Annotated in this window: 15 protein-coding genes; 11 read left to right on the forward strand and 4 right to left on the reverse strand. The window is 56.1% G+C overall.

The annotated features are described in order from the left end of the window. Nucleotides 1-33 precede the first annotated feature (33 nt). From relA to eno, 4 genes are all read left to right on the forward strand, one after another. On the forward strand, nt 34-2,265 hold the full coding sequence (gene relA / locus IM273_RS01470) for a GTP diphosphokinase (RefSeq protein ID WP_193050578.1): 2,232 nt from the start codon (nt 34-36) through the stop codon (nt 2,263-2,265). A gap of 65 nt (nt 2,266-2,330) precedes the next feature. Next, entirely contained in the window at nt 2,331-3,122 is a 792-nt protein-coding gene (mazG, locus tag IM273_RS01475) for a nucleoside triphosphate pyrophosphohydrolase (protein WP_193050576.1), read from the forward strand. Between the two features lie 223 nt (nt 3,123-3,345). Beyond that, nucleotides 3,346-4,983, forward strand: a complete 1,638-nt coding sequence (pyrG, locus tag IM273_RS01480) for a glutamine hydrolyzing CTP synthase (RefSeq protein ID WP_028014254.1) — start codon at nt 3,346-3,348, stop codon at nt 4,981-4,983. Nucleotides 4,984-5,064: 81 nt separating this feature from the next. Next, nucleotides 5,065-6,363, forward strand: coding sequence for a phosphopyruvate hydratase (gene eno, locus IM273_RS01485; RefSeq protein WP_006811784.1), 1,299 nt, complete (start codon nt 5,065-5,067; stop codon nt 6,361-6,363). Between the two features lie 53 nt (nt 6,364-6,416). On the opposite strand, the gene IM273_RS01490 is transcribed toward eno, so the two are convergent. Then, the gene (locus tag IM273_RS01490) at nt 6,417-7,526 is read right to left on the reverse strand and encodes an SDR family oxidoreductase (protein WP_028014253.1); all 1,110 of its coding nucleotides are present in this window, start codon (nt 7,524-7,526) and stop codon (nt 6,417-6,419) included. A 357-nt stretch (nt 7,527-7,883) separates the two neighbouring features. Beyond that, the gene (locus IM273_RS01495) at nt 7,884-8,708 is read right to left on the reverse strand and encodes a MurR/RpiR family transcriptional regulator (protein WP_028014252.1); all 825 of its coding nucleotides are present in this window, start codon (nt 8,706-8,708) and stop codon (nt 7,884-7,886) included. 165 nt (nt 8,709-8,873) lie between these two features. On the opposite strand from IM273_RS01495, the gene IM273_RS01500 reads away from it, so the two are divergent. The 3 genes from IM273_RS01500 to queE are packed head-to-tail and all read left to right on the forward strand — an operon-like array spanning nt 8,874 to nt 11,866. Further along, complete coding sequence (locus tag IM273_RS01500) at nt 8,874-10,433, forward strand: PTS transporter subunit EIIC (RefSeq protein ID WP_193050575.1); 1,560 nt, start codon at nt 8,874-8,876, stop codon at nt 10,431-10,433. Beyond that, complete coding sequence (locus IM273_RS01505; protein ID WP_028014250.1) at nt 10,433-11,140, forward strand: N-acetylmannosamine-6-phosphate 2-epimerase; 708 nt, start codon at nt 10,433-10,435, stop codon at nt 11,138-11,140. Before IM273_RS01500 ends, IM273_RS01505 begins: the two co-directional genes overlap by 1 nt. Nucleotides 11,141-11,194: 54 nt before the next feature. Beyond that, the gene (queE, locus tag IM273_RS01510) at nt 11,195-11,866 is read left to right on the forward strand and encodes a 7-carboxy-7-deazaguanine synthase QueE (RefSeq protein WP_028014249.1); all 672 of its coding nucleotides are present in this window, start codon (nt 11,195-11,197) and stop codon (nt 11,864-11,866) included. Between the two features lie 29 nt (nt 11,867-11,895). On the opposite strand, the gene queD is transcribed toward queE, so the two are convergent. Beyond that, nucleotides 11,896-12,258, reverse strand: coding sequence for a 6-carboxytetrahydropterin synthase QueD (queD, locus tag IM273_RS01515; RefSeq protein ID WP_003862700.1), 363 nt, complete (start codon nt 12,256-12,258; stop codon nt 11,896-11,898). A gap of 306 nt (nt 12,259-12,564) precedes the next feature. Between queD and cysJ the strand changes: the two genes are divergently transcribed. The 3 genes from cysJ to cysH are packed head-to-tail and all read left to right on the forward strand — an operon-like array spanning nt 12,565 to nt 16,832. After that, entirely contained in the window at nt 12,565-14,370 is a 1,806-nt protein-coding gene (cysJ, locus tag IM273_RS01520) for an NADPH-dependent assimilatory sulfite reductase flavoprotein subunit (RefSeq protein WP_193050573.1), read from the forward strand. Next, nucleotides 14,370-16,082: an assimilatory sulfite reductase (NADPH) hemoprotein subunit gene (cysI, locus tag IM273_RS01525; RefSeq protein WP_045261277.1), complete on the forward strand. Its 1,713-nt coding sequence runs from the start codon at nt 14,370-14,372 to the stop codon at nt 16,080-16,082. The genes cysJ and cysI overlap by 1 nt, the downstream gene beginning before the upstream one ends. Nucleotides 16,083-16,097: 15 nt before the next feature. Further along, a complete protein-coding gene (gene cysH, locus IM273_RS01530; protein ID WP_008499616.1) occupies nt 16,098-16,832 on the forward strand; it encodes a phosphoadenosine phosphosulfate reductase in 735 nt (244 codons plus the stop codon). Nucleotides 16,833-16,903: 71 nt separating this feature from the next. Here the strand turns inward: cysH and IM273_RS01535 are convergent, their stop codons facing one another. Then, nucleotides 16,904-17,947: an aminopeptidase gene (locus IM273_RS01535; protein ID WP_045261234.1), complete on the reverse strand. Its 1,044-nt coding sequence runs from the start codon at nt 17,945-17,947 to the stop codon at nt 16,904-16,906. 246 nt (nt 17,948-18,193) lie between these two features. Here IM273_RS01535 and cysG point away from each other — a divergent pair, with 246 nt between their 5' ends. After that, the gene (gene cysG, locus IM273_RS01540; protein WP_193050620.1) at nt 18,194-19,543 is read left to right on the forward strand and encodes a siroheme synthase CysG; all 1,350 of its coding nucleotides are present in this window, start codon (nt 18,194-18,196) and stop codon (nt 19,541-19,543) included. Nucleotide 19,544: the final 1 nt, after the last annotated feature.

Below are 19,544 nucleotides of genomic sequence, written 5' to 3' on the forward strand. Positions count from 1 at the left end.
TTCGACAGGCCCTGGTCCCTAAAGGAGAGGACAATGGTTGCGGTAAGAAGTGCACATCTCAATAAAGCTGGGGAGTTTGACCCACAAAAATGGATCGCAAGTCTGGGAATTTCCAGCCAGCAGTCGTGTGAACGCTTAACCGAAACCTGGGCCTACTGTCTGCGCACCACGCAGGGACACCCGGATGCCGATCTTCTCCTGTGGCGCGGCGTGGAGATGGTTGAAATCTTGTCCATGCTGAACATGGACATCGAAACGCTGCAGGCCGCGCTGCTGTTCCCCCTCGCGGATGCGGATGTGGTCAGCGAAGATGTGCTGCGCGACAGCGTCGGCAAATCCGTCGTTGCGCTGATCCACGGCGTGCGCGATATGGCGGCCATTCGCCAGCTAAAAGCCGCGCATACCGATTCCGTCTCCTCTGAGCAGGTTGATAACGTCCGCCGGATGCTGCTGGCCATGGTGGATGATTTTCGCTGCGTGGTCATCAAGCTGGCCGAGCGTATTGCCCATCTGCGTGAAGTGAAAGATGCGCCGGAAGACGAGCGCGTGCTGGCCGCCAAAGAGTGTACGAACATCTATGCGCCGCTGGCGAACCGCTTAGGGATTGGTCAGCTGAAATGGGAGCTGGAAGATTACTGCTTCCGCTATCTGCATCCGGCAGAATACAAGCGCATTGCCAAACTCCTGCATGAGCGCCGTATCGATCGTGAGCACTACATCGACGAGTTTGTCAGCGGGCTGCGCCAGGCCATGAAAGAAGAGAATGTGCGTGCCGAAGTTTACGGTCGGCCTAAGCACATCTACAGCATCTGGCGCAAAATGCAGAAGAAACACCTCGCCTTTGACGAGCTGTTTGACGTGCGCGCCGTGCGTATCGTGGCGGAGCGTCTGCAGGACTGCTACGCCGCGCTGGGGATAGTACATACTCACTTCCGCCACCTGCCGGATGAATTTGACGACTATGTCGCGAACCCAAAACCGAACGGCTACCAGTCCATTCATACCGTGGTGCTTGGCCCCGGCGGCAAAACGGTCGAGATTCAAATCCGCACCAAACAGATGCACGAAGACGCCGAGCTGGGCGTAGCCGCGCACTGGAAGTACAAAGAGGGCACTTCTGGTGGGGCACGCTCCGGCCACGAAGACCGCATCGCCTGGCTGCGCAAGCTGATTGCGTGGCAGGAGGAGATGGCCGACTCCGGCGAAATGCTCGACGAGGTGCGCAGCCAGGTCTTTGATGACCGCGTCTACGTCTTTACCCCGAAAGGGGACGTTGTCGACCTGCCGGCTGGCTCTACGCCGCTCGATTTTGCCTACCACATCCACAGCGACGTGGGGCACCGCTGCATCGGGGCGAAGATCGGCGGACGTATCGTGCCGTTTACCTATCAGCTGCAGATGGGCGACCAGATTGAAATCATTACCCAGAAGCAGCCAAACCCGAGCCGCGACTGGCTTAACCCGAACCTCGGTTACATCACCACCAGCCGCGGGCGCTCCAAAATACACGCCTGGTTCCGCAAGCAGGATCGTGACAAAAACATTCTTGCCGGTCGCCAGATCCTTGACGACGAGCTGGAGCATATCGGGATCAGCCTGAAAGAGGCAGAGAAATTCCTGCTGCCGCGCTACAACTTCAACGAGCTGGACGAGCTGCTGGCGGCGATTGGCGGCGGTGATATCCGTCTGAATCAGATGGTCAACTTCCTGCAGGCCCAGTTCAACAAGCCTAGCGCGGAAGAGCAGGACGCGGCGGCGCTGAAGCAGCTGCAGCAGAAAACCTATGCCCCGCAGCAGCGCAGCAAAGACAACGGCCGCGTGGTGGTCGAGGGCGTGGGCAACCTGATGCACCACATTGCCCGCTGCTGCCAGCCGATTCCGGGGGACGATATCGTCGGCTTTATCACCCAGGGGCGCGGGATCTCGATCCACCGCTCCGACTGCGACCAGCTTGCCGAACTGCAGTCCCACGCGCCGGAGCGTATCGTGGAAGCGGTCTGGGGGGAGAGCTACTCCGCCGGCTACTCGCTGGTGGTGCGCGTCACTGCCAACGATCGCAGCGGGCTGCTGCGCGACATCACCACCATTCTCGCCAACGAGAAGGTCAACGTGCTGGGCGTTGCCAGCCGCAGCGATACCCGCGAGCAGCTTGCCACCATCGATATGACTATCGAAATCTACAACCTGCAGGTGCTCGGCCGCGTGCTGGGCAAACTGAACCAGGTGCCGGATGTGATTGACGCGCGTCGTCTGCACGGCGGCTAAACATCCTCTTCCGTAGGCCGGGTAAGGCAACGCCGCCACCCGGCATTTTTCATCAGGACAGAACTATGACTCAAATCGACCGCCTGCTCGGCATCATGAAACGCCTGCGCGACCCGGAAAACGGCTGCCCGTGGGACAAGGAGCAGACTTTCGCGACCATCGCACCTTATACCCTCGAAGAGACCTATGAGGTGCTGGACGCCATTTCACGCGAGGATTTCGATGACCTGCGCGGTGAACTCGGCGACCTGCTGTTCCAGGTAGTGTTCTACGCCCAGATGGCGCAGGAGGAAGGGCGCTTTAACTTTGACGATATCTGTGCCGCTATCAGCGACAAGCTGGAGCGCCGCCATCCGCATATCTTTGGCGATGCCACCGCAGGAAACAGCGCAGAGGTGCTGGCCCGCTGGGAGCAGATTAAAAGCGCCGAGCGCGCTGAAAAGTCCCAACACTCTGCGCTGGACGACATCCCGCTGAGCCTGCCCGCGCTGATGCGCGCCCACAAAATTCAAAAGCGCTGCTCGGCGGTAGGATTTGACTGGGATTCCCTGGGACCCGTGCTGGATAAAGTGCATGAAGAGATCGACGAAGTGATGCATGAAGCGCAGCAGGCGGTGGTCGATGAAGCAAAGCTGGAGGAAGAGATGGGCGACCTGCTGTTCGCCACCGTCAATCTTTCTCGCCATCTAGGGGTAAAAGCGGAAACCGCGCTGCAAAAAGCCAGCCTGAAATTCGAACGACGCTTTCGTGAAGTCGAGCGGATTGTGGCCTCGCGCGGCCTGGAAATGACCGGAATTGACCTCGACGCGATGGAAGAAGTCTGGCAGGAAGTAAAACGCCAGGAATCTGATCTCTAACGGAATTTTGCGATCAAGCGCAATTTGTGTGATTTTTTAAATGACAAGCGCTTGATTTGCGTCAAAAACATTTACCCAAAAGGGGCTATTTTCTCACTCCTTATGTTTGTCATGGCCTGGAATGGAGACGGAGAATGAAAGTTTGTGGCGCTCGCCGTGTTCGGGTATACTACTTTCCCGTCCTGGTTATTCCATCGTTTCACCCTAACTTCTCAGGTTCAGCATGACAACGAACTATATTTTTGTGACCGGCGGGGTCGTATCCTCTCTGGGTAAAGGCATTGCCGCAGCCTCCCTCGCAGCCATTCTTGAAGCCCGTGGCCTCAATGTGACCATGATGAAACTGGATCCGTACATCAACGTCGATCCTGGCACCATGAGCCCAACCCAACACGGGGAAGTGTTCGTTACTGAAGACGGCGCTGAAACCGATCTGGATCTTGGCCACTACGAGCGTTTCATTCGTACCAAAATGACCCGTCGTAACAACTTTACGACTGGCCGCATCTACTCTGACGTACTGCGTAAAGAGCGCCGCGGTGACTACCTGGGCGCGACCGTGCAGGTTATCCCACACATCACTAACGCCATCAAAGAGCGTGTTCTTGCCGGTGGCGAAGGGCATGACGTTGTGCTGGTTGAAATCGGCGGTACCGTGGGTGATATCGAATCCCTGCCGTTCCTCGAAGCGATTCGTCAGCTGGCGGTAGACATTGGTCGTGAACACGCGCTGTTCATGCACCTGACGCTGGTGCCTTACATGGCGGCGGCAGGTGAAGTGAAAACCAAACCGACTCAGCACTCCGTTAAAGAACTGCTCTCCATCGGTATTCAGCCTGACATCCTGGTTTGCCGTTCCGATCGTGCCATTCCAGCGAACGAACGTGCGAAAATTGCATTGTTCTGTAACGTGCCTGAAAAAGCCGTTATTTCAATGAAAGATGTCGATTCCATTTATAAAATCCCGGGCCTGTTGAAATCACAGGGTCTGGACGATTATATTTGTAAACGATTCAGCTTGAACTGTCCGGAAGCTAACCTGTCTGAATGGGAACAGGTTATTTATGAAGAAGCGAACCCGGCAGGCGAAGTGACTATCGGTATGGTCGGCAAGTACATCGAACTGCCGGACGCCTATAAGTCCGTTATCGAAGCGCTGAAGCACGGTGGTCTGAAGAACCGCGTCTCCGTGAACATCAAGCTGATTGATTCGCAGGATGTTGAAACACGTGGCGTTGAAATTCTGAAAGATCTGGATGCTATCCTCATCCCTGGCGGCTTCGGCTACCGTGGTGTTGAAGGCAAGATCGCCACTGCACGCTATGCGCGTGAAAACAATATTCCATACCTCGGCATCTGCCTGGGTATGCAGGTTGCGCTGATCGAATTTGCGCGCAACGTAGCGGGAATGGAAAACGCGAACTCTACGGAATTTGTGCCAGACTGTAAGTACCCTGTCGTGGCGCTGATTACGGAATGGCGCGACGAAGACGGTAACGTCGAAGTCCGTACCGAGAAGAGCGATCTGGGTGGCACTATGCGTCTTGGCGCGCAGGCCTGCCAGCTGTCCGACGATAGCGTGGTTCGCAAGCTGTACGGCGAGCCGGTCATCACCGAGCGCCATCGTCACCGCTATGAAGTCAACAATATGTTGTTGAAACAAATTGAAGCCGCGGGCCTGCGTGTTGCGGGTCGCTCCGGGGACGATCAGTTAGTCGAGATCATCGAGGTGCCAAACCATCCGTGGTTTGTTGCCTGCCAGTTCCACCCGGAATTTACTTCAACGCCGCGTGATGGACATCCGCTGTTTGCAGGCTTCGTGAAAGCCGCCAGCGAGTACCAGAAGCGTCAGGCGAAGTAAAAAAGTTAGAACGGCAACGCGTACCAACGGTACGCGTTGTTTGTCTGGAGTTTTAGTTTAACTTGTACTGAGGAAAATCTAATGTCCAAAATCGTTAAAGTCATCGGTCGTGAAATCATCGACTCCCGTGGTAACCCGACCGTTGAAGCCGAAGTTCATCTGGAAGGTGGTTTCGTCGGTATGGCAGCTGCTCCATCAGGTGCTTCTACGGGTTCCCGTGAAGCGCTGGAACTGCGTGATGGCGACAAATCCCGTTTCATGGGCAAAGGCGTACTGAAAGCGGTTGGCGCTGTTAACGGTCCTATTGCTCAGGCTATCGTTGGCAAAGATGCCAAAGATCAGGCTGGCATCGACAAGATCATGATCGATCTGGACGGTACTGAAAACAAATCTAACTTCGGTGCGAACGCAATCCTGGCCGTTTCCCTGGCGAACGCCAAAGCAGCAGCCGCTGCTAAAGGTATGCCACTGTTCGAGCACATCGCTGAACTGAACGGCACCCCAGGCAAATACTCTATGCCTGTACCAATGATGAACATCATCAACGGTGGTGAGCACGCAGACAACAACGTTGATATTCAGGAATTCATGATTCAGCCAGTTGGCGCGAAAACCCTGAAAGAAGCGGTTCGTATGGGTTCTGAAGTGTTCCACAACCTGGCTAAAGTTCTGAAAGCTAAAGGTATGAACACTGCTGTTGGTGACGAAGGTGGCTACGCGCCAAACCTGGGTTCTAACGCAGAAGCACTGGCTGTTATCGCTGAAGCGGTTAAAGCAGCAGGCTACGAGCTGGGCAAAGACATCACCCTGGCGATGGACTGTGCAGCATCTGAATTCTACAAAGACGGTAAATACGTTCTGGCTGGCGAAGGCAACAAAGCGTTCACCTCCGAAGAGTTCACTCACTTCCTGGAAGACCTGACCAAACAGTACCCAATCGTTTCTATCGAAGACGGTCTGGACGAGTCTGACTGGGATGGTTTCGCATACCAGACCAAAGTACTGGGCGACAAAATCCAGCTGGTTGGTGACGATCTGTTCGTAACCAACACTAAGATCCTGAAAGAAGGCATCGAGAAAGGCATCGTTAACTCCATCCTGATCAAATTCAACCAGATCGGTTCTCTGACCGAAACGCTGGCTGCGATCAAAATGGCGAAAGACGCTGGCTACACCGCTGTTATCTCTCACCGTTCTGGCGAAACTGAAGACGCGACCATTGCTGACCTGGCTGTTGGTACCGCTGCTGGCCAGATCAAAACCGGTTCTATGAGCCGTTCTGACCGTGTTGCTAAATACAACCAGCTGATTCGTATCGAAGAAGCGCTGGGTGAAAAAGCACCTTACAACGGTCGTAAAGAGATCAAAGGCCAGGCATAATTGCTTAAGCCTTAACATGAAAATGCCAGTCGAATGACTGGCATTTTTTTTGGTTATTTAAAATCGACCGCCATCTGCTCGGGAATGGTCAGTCCCCGGGTGGTTTGCACGCAGCGGGCGATATAATCCGTAAAACGAGGTGGCTTCGGCATCCCCATGCTGAGCAGCTTATCGTTGCTGAAGCGCACGTTCAGCGTGGCAAAGGCACCGTATAAGCGCATCGCTCTCAGCATCAGACGTTCGTTGCACGGACCAAAAATGGTTTTCAGTTCACGGCGCATTTTGACCAGCGTTTCGTAGCTGACCTGCGCGTACTTATCGCCAACGGGCGCTTTCTCCAGCGCCTGCGCCATTGCCCGATCGATATCCGCAAAGCGAACGCTGTTCTCTTCCCCGGCTGAAATGTGTACCACTTCCCCCGGACGCGCGTTGCTGCTCAGCAGCATTAACATTGCGTCGGCGCAATAATCTACCGGGACAACGTCGATCCGGTCTTCCATCGAGCACATAAACTTCTGCAGCATCAGGCCCATGCTGAAGACCCAAAAGATACTGCTCGACGGCGTGCAGCCGTGGCGGGTATGGCCGACGACGATGGACGGACGGGCGATGAGCAGCGGCAGGTTAGGACATTCCTGGCGCATCAGCTGTTCGATGGTTGACTTCGAATACGTATATTCCACCAGGTGCTCAGCGTTTTCTCTGAATTCCGCACTTTCGGCGACCAGCGAATCCTGCTCCGGCGTGCATGACATTGCGGTGCCTACATGCAGGAAACGCTGCAGCCCTGCGACCTGCTCCATGCGGCGCGCCAGCGCTAGCGTACCCTCTACGTTCACCCTCCAGATCAGCGGGTTATTACCAAATGACGCAACTGCCGCGCAGTTAACGACATGCGTAACCTGGTCCAGACGGGGATCGTTCAGAAAGGCTTCCGGCTGGCTGAGGTCGCCGATGAGGATATTATCTACGCTCAGGGAGGCCAGTTTCTCCTCAGAAATGTTGAACTTACGCATATTCTCCTGCACGCGCGCCAGCCCACTTTGCGGATCGCCGGCACGGGCAAGCAAAAGGAGTTTTACGGATTGATCGCTGGTCAGGATTTTTTCAAGTACTGCACCGCCCAGAAACCCAGTCACGCCTGTAATTAATAACATCTTCATTATTACCGTCTCATTATGATTGATGAGGCGGATTGTAGGCGCGCAAAAGTAAACGGCGTTTAAATAATAAAACGTCGGGACCGACAGCGTCTTAAGCTTATTTTAAGGAAAGGAAATCGGGTGAAAATATTGGACATTGCAGAAAGCGGAAAAATTCAATTTATTCATGTTTTTATTTTAACTTAATGATTTTAATCTGTTTTTGTCTCTGGGGTGGCGCGAGGGAAATAATTCAAACTGTAATAAACAAAATAATTTGTTACACCAAACATTTATCGTATAAATGAATTGAGCCCTGCTTAAGTAAAATTAAACAAAATAAAACGCAGGCTATTTTATTTAGCCTGCGAAGGGTTTTCAGAGCAGAAGAGGAAGCGTGGCGCTGGCCGTTTGCTGGCTGACGTCAGCGTAATGACCATCCAGCGCAATCATGGATGTCGTAAGTAATTCGACCAGCAGCATCACCCCAACTTTGGCATTGAGCGCGCCCGCGCTAAGAGGGCCTTCTGGCTTGGCGGCCACCAGCAGCATATCGCTAAGAGACGCCAGCGGGCTGCGGGGCGTGTTGCTGAGCGCCAGAACCTTCACCCCGCGCTTGCGGGCAAGTTTCACCACGTGAAGTAAATCTCGCGTTGAACCGGAGCTGGAGATCGCCACCACCAGCGTCTCTGCCGAAAGCGTGGTCGCATTCATGGCTGCGCGGTGCATATCGCTAAACAGCTGTGCGGATTTACCCAGCCTTAATAACTTGTAATGCAGATACTCCCCGAGGATCGCGCTGGCCGCGACGCCATAAATCTGCACGGACTGCGCCTGATGCAGCGCCAGTGCGGCTTTTTCAAGCAGCGCGCGGTCGAGGAGTCTCGCGGTATCCTGCAAAGCCTGCACCGATTCATCCACCACGCTGTCAATCTCATCCCCCGCCTGACGCGCGGGCTGGCCCTGCTGAATATCCAGCGCCAGCGCCATTTTGAATTCGTTATACCCCTTACACCCCAGCGTCCGGCAAAGACGCGTCACGCTGGCCTCGCTGGTGTGGCTCTCTCGCGCCAGTTCGGTGATGGTCAGGTAGAGCACCCGGGCAGGGTCGCTGAGGACAAACTCACCGAGTTTTTGTTGCGTTGGGCTGTACCCGGAAGCCTCCTGGCGGAGCTTCAGCAGCAGGTTTTCATGGTCCGACATGCCACGTCCTTAATGTATTTCACTGCGACTAGTGTGGCGGAAAGCGGGGGAAAGATGCCAGTCATTTTAAAAAAGTATGATCGGCCTCCTGGTTTGTGATGATAATTTTCACTATAAAATATTTATATGGTAAAAATTTTCATCTTTTAATGGGGGGATGAAAAAATGATGCAAATATTCAGTGGCGCTTCATCGGGTGGATGGTTTGAAAAAGCGCAGCGCTTTGGCAAATCCTTTATGTTGCCTATCGCCGTATTGCCCGCGGCGGGTCTGCTGCTCGGTATCGGCGGGGCGTTATCGAACCCTAATACGCTGGCGGCCTATCCGTTTTTAGATGTGAGCTGGCTACAGGCCATTTTCACCATCATGAGCAGTGCGGGTTCGATTGTGTTTGCGAACCTCTCGGTGCTGTTTGCGGTTGGGGTGGCCGTCGGGCTGGCAAAAAACGATAAGGGCACGGCTGGGCTGGCAGCGCTACTCGCGTTTCTGGTGATGAACGCCACCATCAACGCGCTGCTGATCCTCACCGGCAAACTGGCGCACGAGAACCCGGGCGCTGTAGGGCAGGGCATGACGCTGGGTATTCAGACGCTGGAAACCGGGGTGTTTGGCGGCGTGGTGATTGGTCTCGTGACCTGCGCGCTGCATCATCGGTTTAACAAGATAGCGCTTCCGCAGTTCCTGGGCTTTTTTGGCGGCTCGCGCTTTGTCCCGATTATCAGCTCGCTGGCGGCAATACTCGTTGGCGCGATCATGACCGTGGTCTGGCCGCATTTCCAGAAGCTTATTTTTGGTCTGGGCGGGCTGGTGGATGCCACCGGTTATCTTGGCACGCTGCTGTACGGCTTTATTTTGCGCATGCTTGGCCCGTTTGGTCTGCACCATATCTTCTATCTGCCGTTCTGGACCACCGCGCTCGGCGGCAGCGAGATCGTCAACAGCCACCTGGTTGAGGGCACGCAGCGGATCTTCTTCGCCCAGCTCGCCGACCCGAACACGCAGCATTTCTATGAAGGCACGTCACGCTTCATGTCCGGGCGCTTTATCACGATGATGTTTGGCCTGCTCGGCGCGTGTCTGGCGATGTACCACACGGCGAAACCGGAGAACAAAAAGCGCGTTGCCGGGCTGCTGCTCTCCGCGGCGTTAACCTCATTCCTGACGGGAATTACCGAGCCCATCGAGTTCTCCTTCCTGTTCATTGCCCCGGTGCTCTACGTCATTCACGCGCTGTTTGACGGGCTGGCGTTTATGCTCGCGCACATGCTGCACATAACCATCGGGCAGACCTTCTCCGGCGGTTTTATTGACTTCGTGCTGTTCGGCATATTGCAGGGGGAGGCCAAAACCAACTGGATGTTCGTTCCGCTGGTCGGCGTGCCGTGGTTCTTCCTCTACTACTTCACTTTCCGCTACCTGATTAACCGCTTTGATTTCGCCACGCCGGGCCGTGAAAAGGAGGCGATGGTTGATGACGTCAGCCTGCCGCAAAGCGAGCGCGCTGCGGCGGTGATCGCCGGGTTAGGCGGAAAAGACAATCTGGAAGAGGTGGACTGCTGCGCCACGCGGCTTCGCGTGACGGTCAAAGACGGCAGCAAAGTGAATGACGCGGCGCTGAAAGCCACCGGCGCGCGCGGCGTTATCGTGCGCGGTAACGGTGTACAGGTCATTTATGGCCCGCACGTCACGATTATCAAAAACGAAGTGGAAGAGATCTTATCGTAATGAAAAATGTACTGGATAACCTGAAGGGAAAACTGGTCGTCTCCTGTCAGGCGCTGGAAAACGAACCGCTGCACAGCCCGTTTATCATGTCGCGAATGGCGCTGGCGGCGGCACAGGGCGGAGCCTTCGCCATTCGCGCCAACAGCGTGGTGGATATCGAGGCCATTAAGCAGCAGGTGTCTTTACCGGTTATCGGCATCATCAAACGGGACTATCCAGGGAGCGAAGTATTTATCACCGCTACGATGAGAGAGGTGGATGAGCTCATGGCCGTCTCTCCGGAAATCATTGCCCTTGATGCGACGGCGCGGGAACGTCCTGGCGGTGAATCCCTGGAAACACTGGTCACGGCCATCCGCTCACGTTACCCCTCGGTACTGCTGATGGCAGATATTTCCACCGTAGACGAAGCCGTGACGGCGCAGACGCTTGGCTTTGACTGCGTCGGTACCACGCTGTACGGCTATACGGCGGAAACGGCAGGCCATACGCTTCCGGAGAATGACTGTGCGTTCCTGAAAGCGGTGCTGGCGGCCGTGACGGTCCCCGTGGTTGCCGAAGGCAACGTGGATACGCCCGAGCGCGCGGCCCGGTGTCTGGCGCTGGGCGCGCATACGGTCGTTGTCGGCGGGGCGATCACCCGCCCACAGCAAATTACTGCGCGCTTTATGGCGGCGATTAGCGCGCAAAGCACCGATGGAGCATGACCATCCGACGGGGATCTGCGATACTTATCGTTTATCCCCTTTACTGAGATGACTATGCAGTACCCGATTAACGAGATGTTCCAGACCCTGCAAGGCGAGGGTTACTTTACCGGCGTTCCCGCTATCTTTATTCGTTTACAGGGATGCCCGGTTGGCTGTGCCTGGTGTGATACCAAACATACGTGGGATAAGCTCGCAGATCGGGAAGTGTCGCTGTTTAGCATTCTGGCGAAAACCAAAGAGAGCGATAAGTGGGGCGCGGGCAGTGCAGAAGACCTGCTGGCCATTATTGGTCGCCAGGGCTGGACGGCTCGCCACGTCGTCATCACCGGCGGCGAACCCTGCATTCACGATCTGACGCCGCTGACCGAGCTGCTCGAAAAGAACGGCTACAGCTGCCAGATTGAGACCAGCGGCACCCATGAAGTGCGCTGCTCGCACACCACCTGGGTGACGGTATCGCCAAAAGTGAATATGCGTGGCGGGTATGACGTGCTGTCTCAGGCGCTGGAGCGCGCGGATGAAATTAAGCATCCGGTAGGACGCGTACGTGATATCGAAGCGCTGGATGAACTGCTGGCGACGCTGACGGATGAGAAGCAGCGGGTAATCGCCCTACAGCCGATCAGCCAGAAAGAGGATGCGACGCGCCTGTGCATTGAAACCTGCATTGCGCGCAACTGGCGCCTGTCGATGCAGACGCACAAGTATCTGAATATTGCCTAAAAAAAAGCCCGGTTTTGCCGGGCTTTTTTTTACTCTCCGCGATACACGCAGCCTGCCGTGCAGGTTTCTTTGATCATCACCGCGCTCAGCAGCGGTACCAGCGGCTTCATCTGATCCCAGATCCATTTTGCCAGCACTTCGCTGGTCGGGTTTTCCAGACCCGGAATATCGTTGAGATAGTAGTGATCCAGACGATCGTAGGTCGGCTTAAACGCGGCCTTCAGCTCGGCAAAGTCCATGATCCAACCGGTATGCGGATCAACTTCACCGGTGATCTCAAGACGCACCATAAACGAATGCCCGTGCAGGCGGCCGCATTTATGTCCTGCAGGAACGTGCGGAAGGTGGTGGGCGGCTTCGAAGGTGAAATCTTTAAACAGTGTGGTGGACATGATCGCTCTCAGTAATGCGGAAAAAACCGCCGCATAGTACCGGAAAGCACAATTTTTAGCATTAACTAAAACGGCTCTGAACGGTGAACGCCCGGTATTCAGGGTGATTATTGGTTTTTATTCTTTTATTTCAGATGGTTATTCAATCGTTTTTATCGCTAAGAACGATAACTAAAACAGGTTAGTCCATTTGGTTATTTATTATTTCCATCCCTTCTTTAATTGTTATTATCCACGCCGTTAACCTTATCTTCAGTTTGGATTTATTCGCTTAAAGTCCGCTTGACTACTGGAACATAACGACGCATGACAACACAGGCCCCACCTTCAAATTTGCTTCCCCTTAACCCGGAGCAACTGGCGCGCCTTCAGGCTGCCACCTCTGATTTTTCTCCCACTCAGCTTGCCTGGGTCTCCGGTTATTTCTGGGGAATGCTCAACCAGCAGCCTGGCGCGGTGGCTGGCGCACCGGCAACGGCCGTGGAAATTCCTGCTATTACGCTGATTAGCGCCTCGCAGACGGGCAACGCCCGCCGCGTGGCCGAAGCGCTGCGTGATGATCTGCTGGCCGCCAAACTGAACGTGAACCTGGTCAACGCCGGGGATTATAAATTCAAACAAATCGCGTCAGAAAAACTGCTGGTGATGGTCGCCTCGACCCAGGGTGAAGGTGAACCTGCTGAAGAAGCGGTGGCGCTGCATAAGTTCCTGTTCTCGAAAAAAGCGCCGAAGCTGAACGGCACGGCGTTTGCCGTCTTTGGCCTGGGCGATACCTCCTATGAATTCTTCTGCCAGTCCGGTAAAGACTTCGACAGCAAGCTGGCGGAGCTGGGCGCGGAGCGCCTGCTGGACCGCGTGGACGCGGATGTGGAATACCAGACTGCCGCCGCTGAATGGCGTGCGCGCATCGTTGAGGTGTTGAAAGCCCGCGTCCCGAAAGAGACGCGAGCGCAGGCCGCGGTGACCGCTGCGGGCACCGTCAATGAGATCCACACCAGCCCGTACACCAAAGAGTCGCCGCTGACGGCGAGCCTGTCGGTGAACCAGAAAATTACGGGCCGCGACTCGGAAAAAGACGTGCGCCATATTGAAATCGATCTTGGCGACTCCGGCCTGCGCTATCAGCCTGGCGATGCGCTGGGCGTCTGGTATCAGAACGATCCGGCGCTGGTGAAAGAGCTGGTGGAACTGCTGTGGCTGAAGGGTGACGAGCCCGTCACCGTTGACGGCAAAACCCAGCCACTTTCAGAGGCGCTGCAGTGGCATTTCGAGCTGACGGTGAACACTCCGAATATCGTCGAGAATTATGCCACCCTAACGCGCAGCGAATCCCTGCTGCCGCTGGTGGGCGACAAAGCGAAGCTGCAGCATTACGCCGCGACGACGCCAATTGTCGATATGGTGCGTTTCTCTCCGGCACAGCTGGATGCCGATGCGCTGATCGGTCTGCTGCGTCCGCTGACCCCACGCCTGTACTCTATCGCCTCTTCCCAGGCGGAAGTGGAAAGCGAAGTTCACGTTACCGTCGGCGTGGTGCGCTACGACATCGAAGGCCGCGCCCGCGCGGGTGGGGCATCAAGCTTCCTGGCGGACCGCGTGGAAGAAGAGGGCGAGGTGCGCGTCTTTATCGAGCACAACGACAACTTCCGCCTGCCGGCGAACCCGGAAACTCCGGTGATCATGATTGGCCCGGGCACCGGCATCGCGCCGTTCCGCGCCTTTATGCAGCAGCGTGCCGCGGACGACGCGCCGGGTAAAAACTGGCTGTTCTTCGGCAACCCGCACTTTACCGAAGATTTCCTCTACCAGGTTGAGTGGCAGCGCTACGTCAAAGAGGGCGTACTGACCCGCATCGATCTGGCCTGGTCCCGCGATCAGAAAGAAAAAGTATACGTACAAGACAAACTGCGCGAACAGGGCGCAGAGCTGTGGCGCTGGATCAATGACGGTGCCCACATTTATGTCTGCGGCGACGCCAATCGCATGGCGAAAGACGTTGAGCAGGCACTGCTGGAAGTGATTGCCGAATTCGGCGGTATGGATGCCGAAGCGGCGGATGAATTTTTAAGTGAGCTGCGCGTTGAGCGCCGTTATCAGCGAGATGTCTACTAATGAGCGAAAAACATCCAGGGCCACTGGTGGTCGAAGGTAAACTGACAGACGCCGAGCGCATGAAGCTGGAAAGCAACTATCTGCGCGGCACTATTGCTGAAGATCTGAATGACGGCCTGACCGGCGGTTTCAAAGGCGACAACTTCCTGCTGATCCGTTTCCACGGCATGTATCAGCAGGACGACCGCGATATCCGCGCCGAGCGCGCAGAACAGAAGCTGGAGCCGCGCCACGCGATGCTGCTGCGCTGCCGCCTGCCGGGTGGAGTGATCACCACCAAACAGTGGCAGGCGATCGACAAATTTGCGGGTGAAAACACGATTTATGGCAGCATCCGCCTGACCAACCGTCAGACCTTCCAGTTCCACGGGATTCTGAAGAAGAACGTGAAGCCGGTGCACCAGATGCTCCACTCCGTGGGTCTGGACGCGCTGGCAACCGCCAACGACATGAACCGTAACGTGCTCTGCACCTCGAACCCGTACGAGTCCGAGCTGCACGCCGAAGCGTATGAGTGGGCGAAGAAAATTTCCGAGCACCTGCTGCCGCGTACCCGCGCCTATGCGGAGATCTGGCTCGATCAGGAAAAAGTCGCGACCACTGACGAAGAACCGATCCTCGGTCAGACCTACCTGCCGCGTAAGTTCAAAACCACGGTGGTGATCCCGCCGCAGAACGACATCGATCTGCACGCCAACGACATGAACTTCGTGGCGATTGCCGAAAACGGCAAGCTGATTGGCTTTAACCTGCTGGTGGGCGGCGGCCTGTCTATTGAGCACGGTAACAAGAAAACCTACGCCCGCACCGCGAGCGAGTTCGGCTTCCTGCCGCTGGAGCACACTCTGGCCGTGGCGGAAGCGGTAGTGACCACCCAGCGCGACTGGGGCAACCGTACCGACCGTAAAAACGCGAAAACCAAGTACACTCTGGAGCGCGTGGGCGTTGAAACGTTCAAAGAGGAAGTGGAGCGTCGTGCGGGGATCAAATTTGAGCCGATCCGCCCTTACGAATTCACCGGTCGCGGCGATCGCATCGGCTGGGTGAAAGGCATCGACAATAACTGGCACCTGACGCTGTTCATTGAAAATGGCCGTATTCTGGATTATCCGGGCCGCCCGCTGAAAACCGGTCTGCTGGAAATCGCGAAGATCCACAAAGGCGAGTTCCGTATCACCGCTAACCAGAACCTGATCGTCGCCAGCGTGCCGGAAAGCGAAAAGGCGAAAATTGAGGAACTGGCGCGCGAGCACGGGTTGATGAATGCGGTGAAGCCACAGCGTGAAAACTCGATGGCCTGCGTGTCGTTCCCGACCTGTCCATTGGCGATGGCCGAAGCCGAGCGTTTCCTGCCGTCATTTACTGACAAAGTGGAAGCGATTCTGGAAAAACACGGTATTCCGGACGAGCATATTGTTATGCGCGTGACGGGCTGCCCGAACGGCTGCGGTCGCGCGATGCTGGCCGAGCTGGGGCTGGTGGGGAAAGCGCCGGGTCGTTATAACCTGCACCTGGGTGGTAACCGTATCGGCACGCGTATTCCACGCATGTTCCGCGAGAACATCACCGAGCCGGAAATTCTTGATTCTATCGACGAGCTTGTCGGGCGCTGGGCGAAAGAGCGCGAAGCGGGTGAAGGCTTTGGCGACTTTACGGTGCGTGCGGGCATCATTCGCCCGGTGCTCGATCCCGCAAGGGATTTCTGGGAGTAACCACGAGAGGTAATTATGTCCGTACTCGATCTAAACGCCCTTAATGACCTGCCAAAAGTCGAACGCATTCTGGCGCTGGCAGAAACTAACGCTCACCTTGAAAAGCTGGACGCCGAAGGGCGCGTAGCGTGGGCGCTGGAAAACCTGCCGGGAGAGTATGTGCTCTCATCAAGCTTTGGTATTCAGGCGGCGGTCAGTTTGCATCTGGTGAATCAGATCCGTCCGGACATACCGGTGATCCTCACCGATACCGGCTACCTGTTCCCGGAAACCTACCAGTTTATCGACGAGCTGACGGACAAGCTCAGGCTGAACCTTAAAGTCTACCGCGCAACGGAAAGCGCGGCCTGGCAGGAGGCGCGCTACGGCAAGCTGTGGGAGCAGGGCGTTGAGGGTATTGAGAAATACAATGAGATCAACAAAGTTGAGCCGATGAACCGGGCGCTGAAAGAGCTGAACGCCCAGACGTGGTTTGCCGGCCTGCGCCGCGAGCAGTCCGGGAGCCGCGCAACCTTACCGGTACTGGCGGTACAGCGCGGCGTGTTCAAAGTGCTGCCGATTATCGACTGGGATAACCGCACGGTGTATCAGTATCTGCAAAAACACGGGCTCAAGTACCATCCGCTATGGGACCAGGGCTACCTGTCCGTGGGCGACACCCACACCACGCGCAAATGGGAGCCGGGAATGGCGGAAGAAGAGACGCGATTCTTCGGGCTGAAGCGCGAGTGCGGGCTGCACGAAGGGTGATCCTTTATCCTCCCTCTCCCTGTGGGAGAGGGTTGGGGTGAGGGCATCAGGCCCCGCTATACTTAAAAACCTCAGGCTTTGCCCGCTTTCGCCAGCTCCTTCACCAGCGGCAGCATCACTTTCACCACGTCCCGGCTGCGGTGCTCAATCCGCTGCGGCAGCGTTTTATCAATGTGCTGCTGATTATCCAGCCGCACGTCATGCCAGCTGGTCCCGTCCGGGAACGCTTTCGATTTAGCGCGCTGCTGATAGCCATCCTTTTTGCCCAGCGCCCAGTTCGTCGCCTCGACGTACAACACCGGAATGCCTGCCTTATCAAACACTTCCCCGTCGTTACAACAGCCAGTGCCTTTTGGATAATCCGGGTTACCGCCTGGGTTTGTTGCGGCATAGACGCCATGCGTACGGGCAAGCGCCAGCGCACGGTCGCGGGTGAGTTTACGCACGCTGCTCGGCGTGCTCTGTCCACTATTAAAATAGAGCTTATCGCCCACGATCAGGTTATCGAGGTTAATCACCAGCAGCGTATTTTTCTTCTCCTCAGCGCTCATCCGTTTAAGGAGATTCTCAGCGCCGAGTTTTCCTTCTTCTTCGCCGCTGGTCGCCACAAAGCGAATACCGTATTTCGTCGGAATATTTTTAAGGCGTTCAGCCAGTTCAAGCATCACACCGAGACCCGCTGCGTTATCGTCCATGCCCTGCAGCGTCAGTCCCCCGAGGTTATTATCAATATCGGCGTCGCTCATTGGCGCATAGGTATCCAGGTGCGCCATGATAATAATCTGCTCAGCCGCTTTCCCCTCATGCGCCGCAATCACCGTGCTGCCGGTCACGTTATGCCAGTTTTGCGTTTTATTGCGTGAGGTATAGATGTAGCGGCTGTGAAACGAGCGTATGTCACTCTGGTAGCCCATCAGTGCAAACTGCTGGCGAATATAGTCGGCGGAGAGCATCTCCGCGGGTGAACCGGTCATGCGGCCAGGGAAAACCGTCGCAATATGTCGCGCCTGCATAGTGGCGATTTCACCATAAGGTTGATTTTTTGCCTGAGCCGGAAGGATAAAGCAAACGCCGAGCGCCAGGGCAGCAATACGGTGGCGCGTTGCGGAAAACATAGTGAGTCCTTAAAAACAGAGCAAAATAATAACGTGCATAGTATGAAACTGTGATCGTCCATACACAATTTGAATTGCTCTTAAATGCCCGAAATTTCGCGTGTTAAGCATTTTTTGGTATTTGCTTTTTCACGGCGTTATTCCATTGAGTAACTACTCATTCCAATTCGTAATTTCATTCGATCTAAGCCGCCCCCTATAGTCCCTCTATTCCTCGTTGTTAGTGAGTTGTTGCCTGTGGACTATCTGCCCCTTTTTGCCGCCTTAAAAGACCGACCGGTACTGGTTGTCGGCACGGGAGAAATTGCCGATCGCAAAATCGCGTTTTTGCAGCGCGCAGGGGCACAGGTGCGGGTTGTTGAAGAGGCGGATTTCGACGAGTCACAGATCGATAGCGTAGTGCTGGTGATTGCGGCGACTGAAAATCGGGAACTGAACCGGCGGATCTCCGACGCGGCCCAGGCCCGTTACCGTCTGGTGAACGTGGTGGACGACCAGCCTTTATGCTCGTTTATCTTCCCGTCGATCGTTGACCGCTCGCCGCTGCTGGTGGCGATCTCCTCCGGCGGCACCGCGCCGGTGCTGGCGCGCGTGCTGCGGGAAAAGATCGAAGCGCTGCTGCCGACCAGCCTCGGGCGCATGGCGGAGAAAGCCAGCTACTGGCGCAACCATTTAAAAAACCGCCTGACCAGCGTGACGGAACGCCGTCGCTTCTGGGAGCGCGTATTTCGCGGCCGCTTTGCCAGCCTGATGCAGGCGGGCAATGAGACGGCGGCGCAGAAAATTCTCGAAGACGAACTGGATAACCCCGGCAGTACGGGCGGGGAAATTATTCTGGTGGGAGCCGGGCCGGGCGATGCCGGTTTGCTGACGCTGCGCGGCCTGCAGGTTCTGCAGGATGCGGACGTAGTGTTCTACGACCACCTGGTCACCGATGGCGTGCGCGAGCTGATCCGTCGCGATGCGGAGCAAATCTGCGTCGGCAAACGGGCGGGGGAACACTCCGTGCCGCAGCACGATACCAACCAGATGCTGATTGCCGCCGCGAAAGCGGGCAAAACCGTGGTGCGCCTGAAAGGGGGCGACCCGTTCATTTTCGGTCGCGGCGGTGAAGAACTGCAGGCGGCAGCCGAAGCTGGCGTGCCGTTCCAGGTGGTGCCCGGCATCACGGCGGCGTCAGCCGTGACGGCCTACGCCGGCATTCCGCTAACCCATCGCGATTACGCCCAGAGCGTCACCTTTGTGACCGGGCACTACAAGGCCGACAGCACGCCGTTTGACTGGTCGCACCTCGCCCAGAGCCGACAAACGCTGGCGATATACATGGGCACGATGAAGGCGGCGGACATCAGCGAACAGCTTATTCAGCACGGTCGCGAGGCGACGACGCCCGTTGCCGTCATTTCTCGCGGTACGCGCGTCGATCAGCATGTCGCTATCGGCACATTACAAGACCTTGCAACCCTGGCGAAAGACGCCCCGATGCCTGCCCTGATCGTGGTGGGAGAGGTGGTGCAGCTGCACAGCACCCTCGCCTGGTTCCAACACACAACCGATACAGAAGGCTTTGGTTCTTCTGTTGTAAATTTGGCTTAAG

The sequence above is a fragment of the Enterobacter cloacae complex sp. P13B genome, assembly GCF_014895915.1.
In the GTDB taxonomy this organism is placed as follows: Bacteria; Pseudomonadota; Gammaproteobacteria; order Enterobacterales; family Enterobacteriaceae; genus Enterobacter; species Enterobacter bugandensis.

What these genes read in the sequence shown, in the direction of transcription:
- relA (WP_193050578.1), top strand. Translation starts at nt 34, where the DNA reads ATGGTTGCGGTAAGAAGTGCACATCTCAATAAAGCTGGGGAGTTTGAC.
- mazG (WP_193050576.1), top strand. Translation starts at nt 2,331, where the DNA reads ATGACTCAAATCGACCGCCTGCTCGGCATCATGAAACGCCTGCGCGAC.
- pyrG (WP_028014254.1), top strand. Translation starts at nt 3,346, where the DNA reads ATGACAACGAACTATATTTTTGTGACCGGCGGGGTCGTATCCTCTCTG.
- eno (WP_006811784.1), top strand. Translation starts at nt 5,065, where the DNA reads ATGTCCAAAATCGTTAAAGTCATCGGTCGTGAAATCATCGACTCCCGT.
- IM273_RS01490 (WP_028014253.1), bottom strand. Translation starts at nt 7,526, where the DNA reads ATGAAGATGTTATTAATTACAGGCGTGACTGGGTTTCTGGGCGGTGCA.
- IM273_RS01495 (WP_028014252.1), bottom strand. Translation starts at nt 8,708, where the DNA reads ATGTCGGACCATGAAAACCTGCTGCTGAAGCTCCGCCAGGAGGCTTCC.
- IM273_RS01500 (WP_193050575.1), top strand. Translation starts at nt 8,874, where the DNA reads ATGATGCAAATATTCAGTGGCGCTTCATCGGGTGGATGGTTTGAAAAA.
- IM273_RS01505 (WP_028014250.1), top strand. Translation starts at nt 10,433, where the DNA reads ATGAAAAATGTACTGGATAACCTGAAGGGAAAACTGGTCGTCTCCTGT.
- queE (WP_028014249.1), top strand. Translation starts at nt 11,195, where the DNA reads ATGCAGTACCCGATTAACGAGATGTTCCAGACCCTGCAAGGCGAGGGT.
- queD (WP_003862700.1), bottom strand. Translation starts at nt 12,258, where the DNA reads ATGTCCACCACACTGTTTAAAGATTTCACCTTCGAAGCCGCCCACCAC.
- cysJ (WP_193050573.1), top strand. Translation starts at nt 12,565, where the DNA reads ATGACAACACAGGCCCCACCTTCAAATTTGCTTCCCCTTAACCCGGAG.
- cysI (WP_045261277.1), top strand. Translation starts at nt 14,370, where the DNA reads ATGAGCGAAAAACATCCAGGGCCACTGGTGGTCGAAGGTAAACTGACA.
- cysH (WP_008499616.1), top strand. Translation starts at nt 16,098, where the DNA reads ATGTCCGTACTCGATCTAAACGCCCTTAATGACCTGCCAAAAGTCGAA.
- IM273_RS01535 (WP_045261234.1), bottom strand. Translation starts at nt 17,947, where the DNA reads ATGTTTTCCGCAACGCGCCACCGTATTGCTGCCCTGGCGCTCGGCGTT.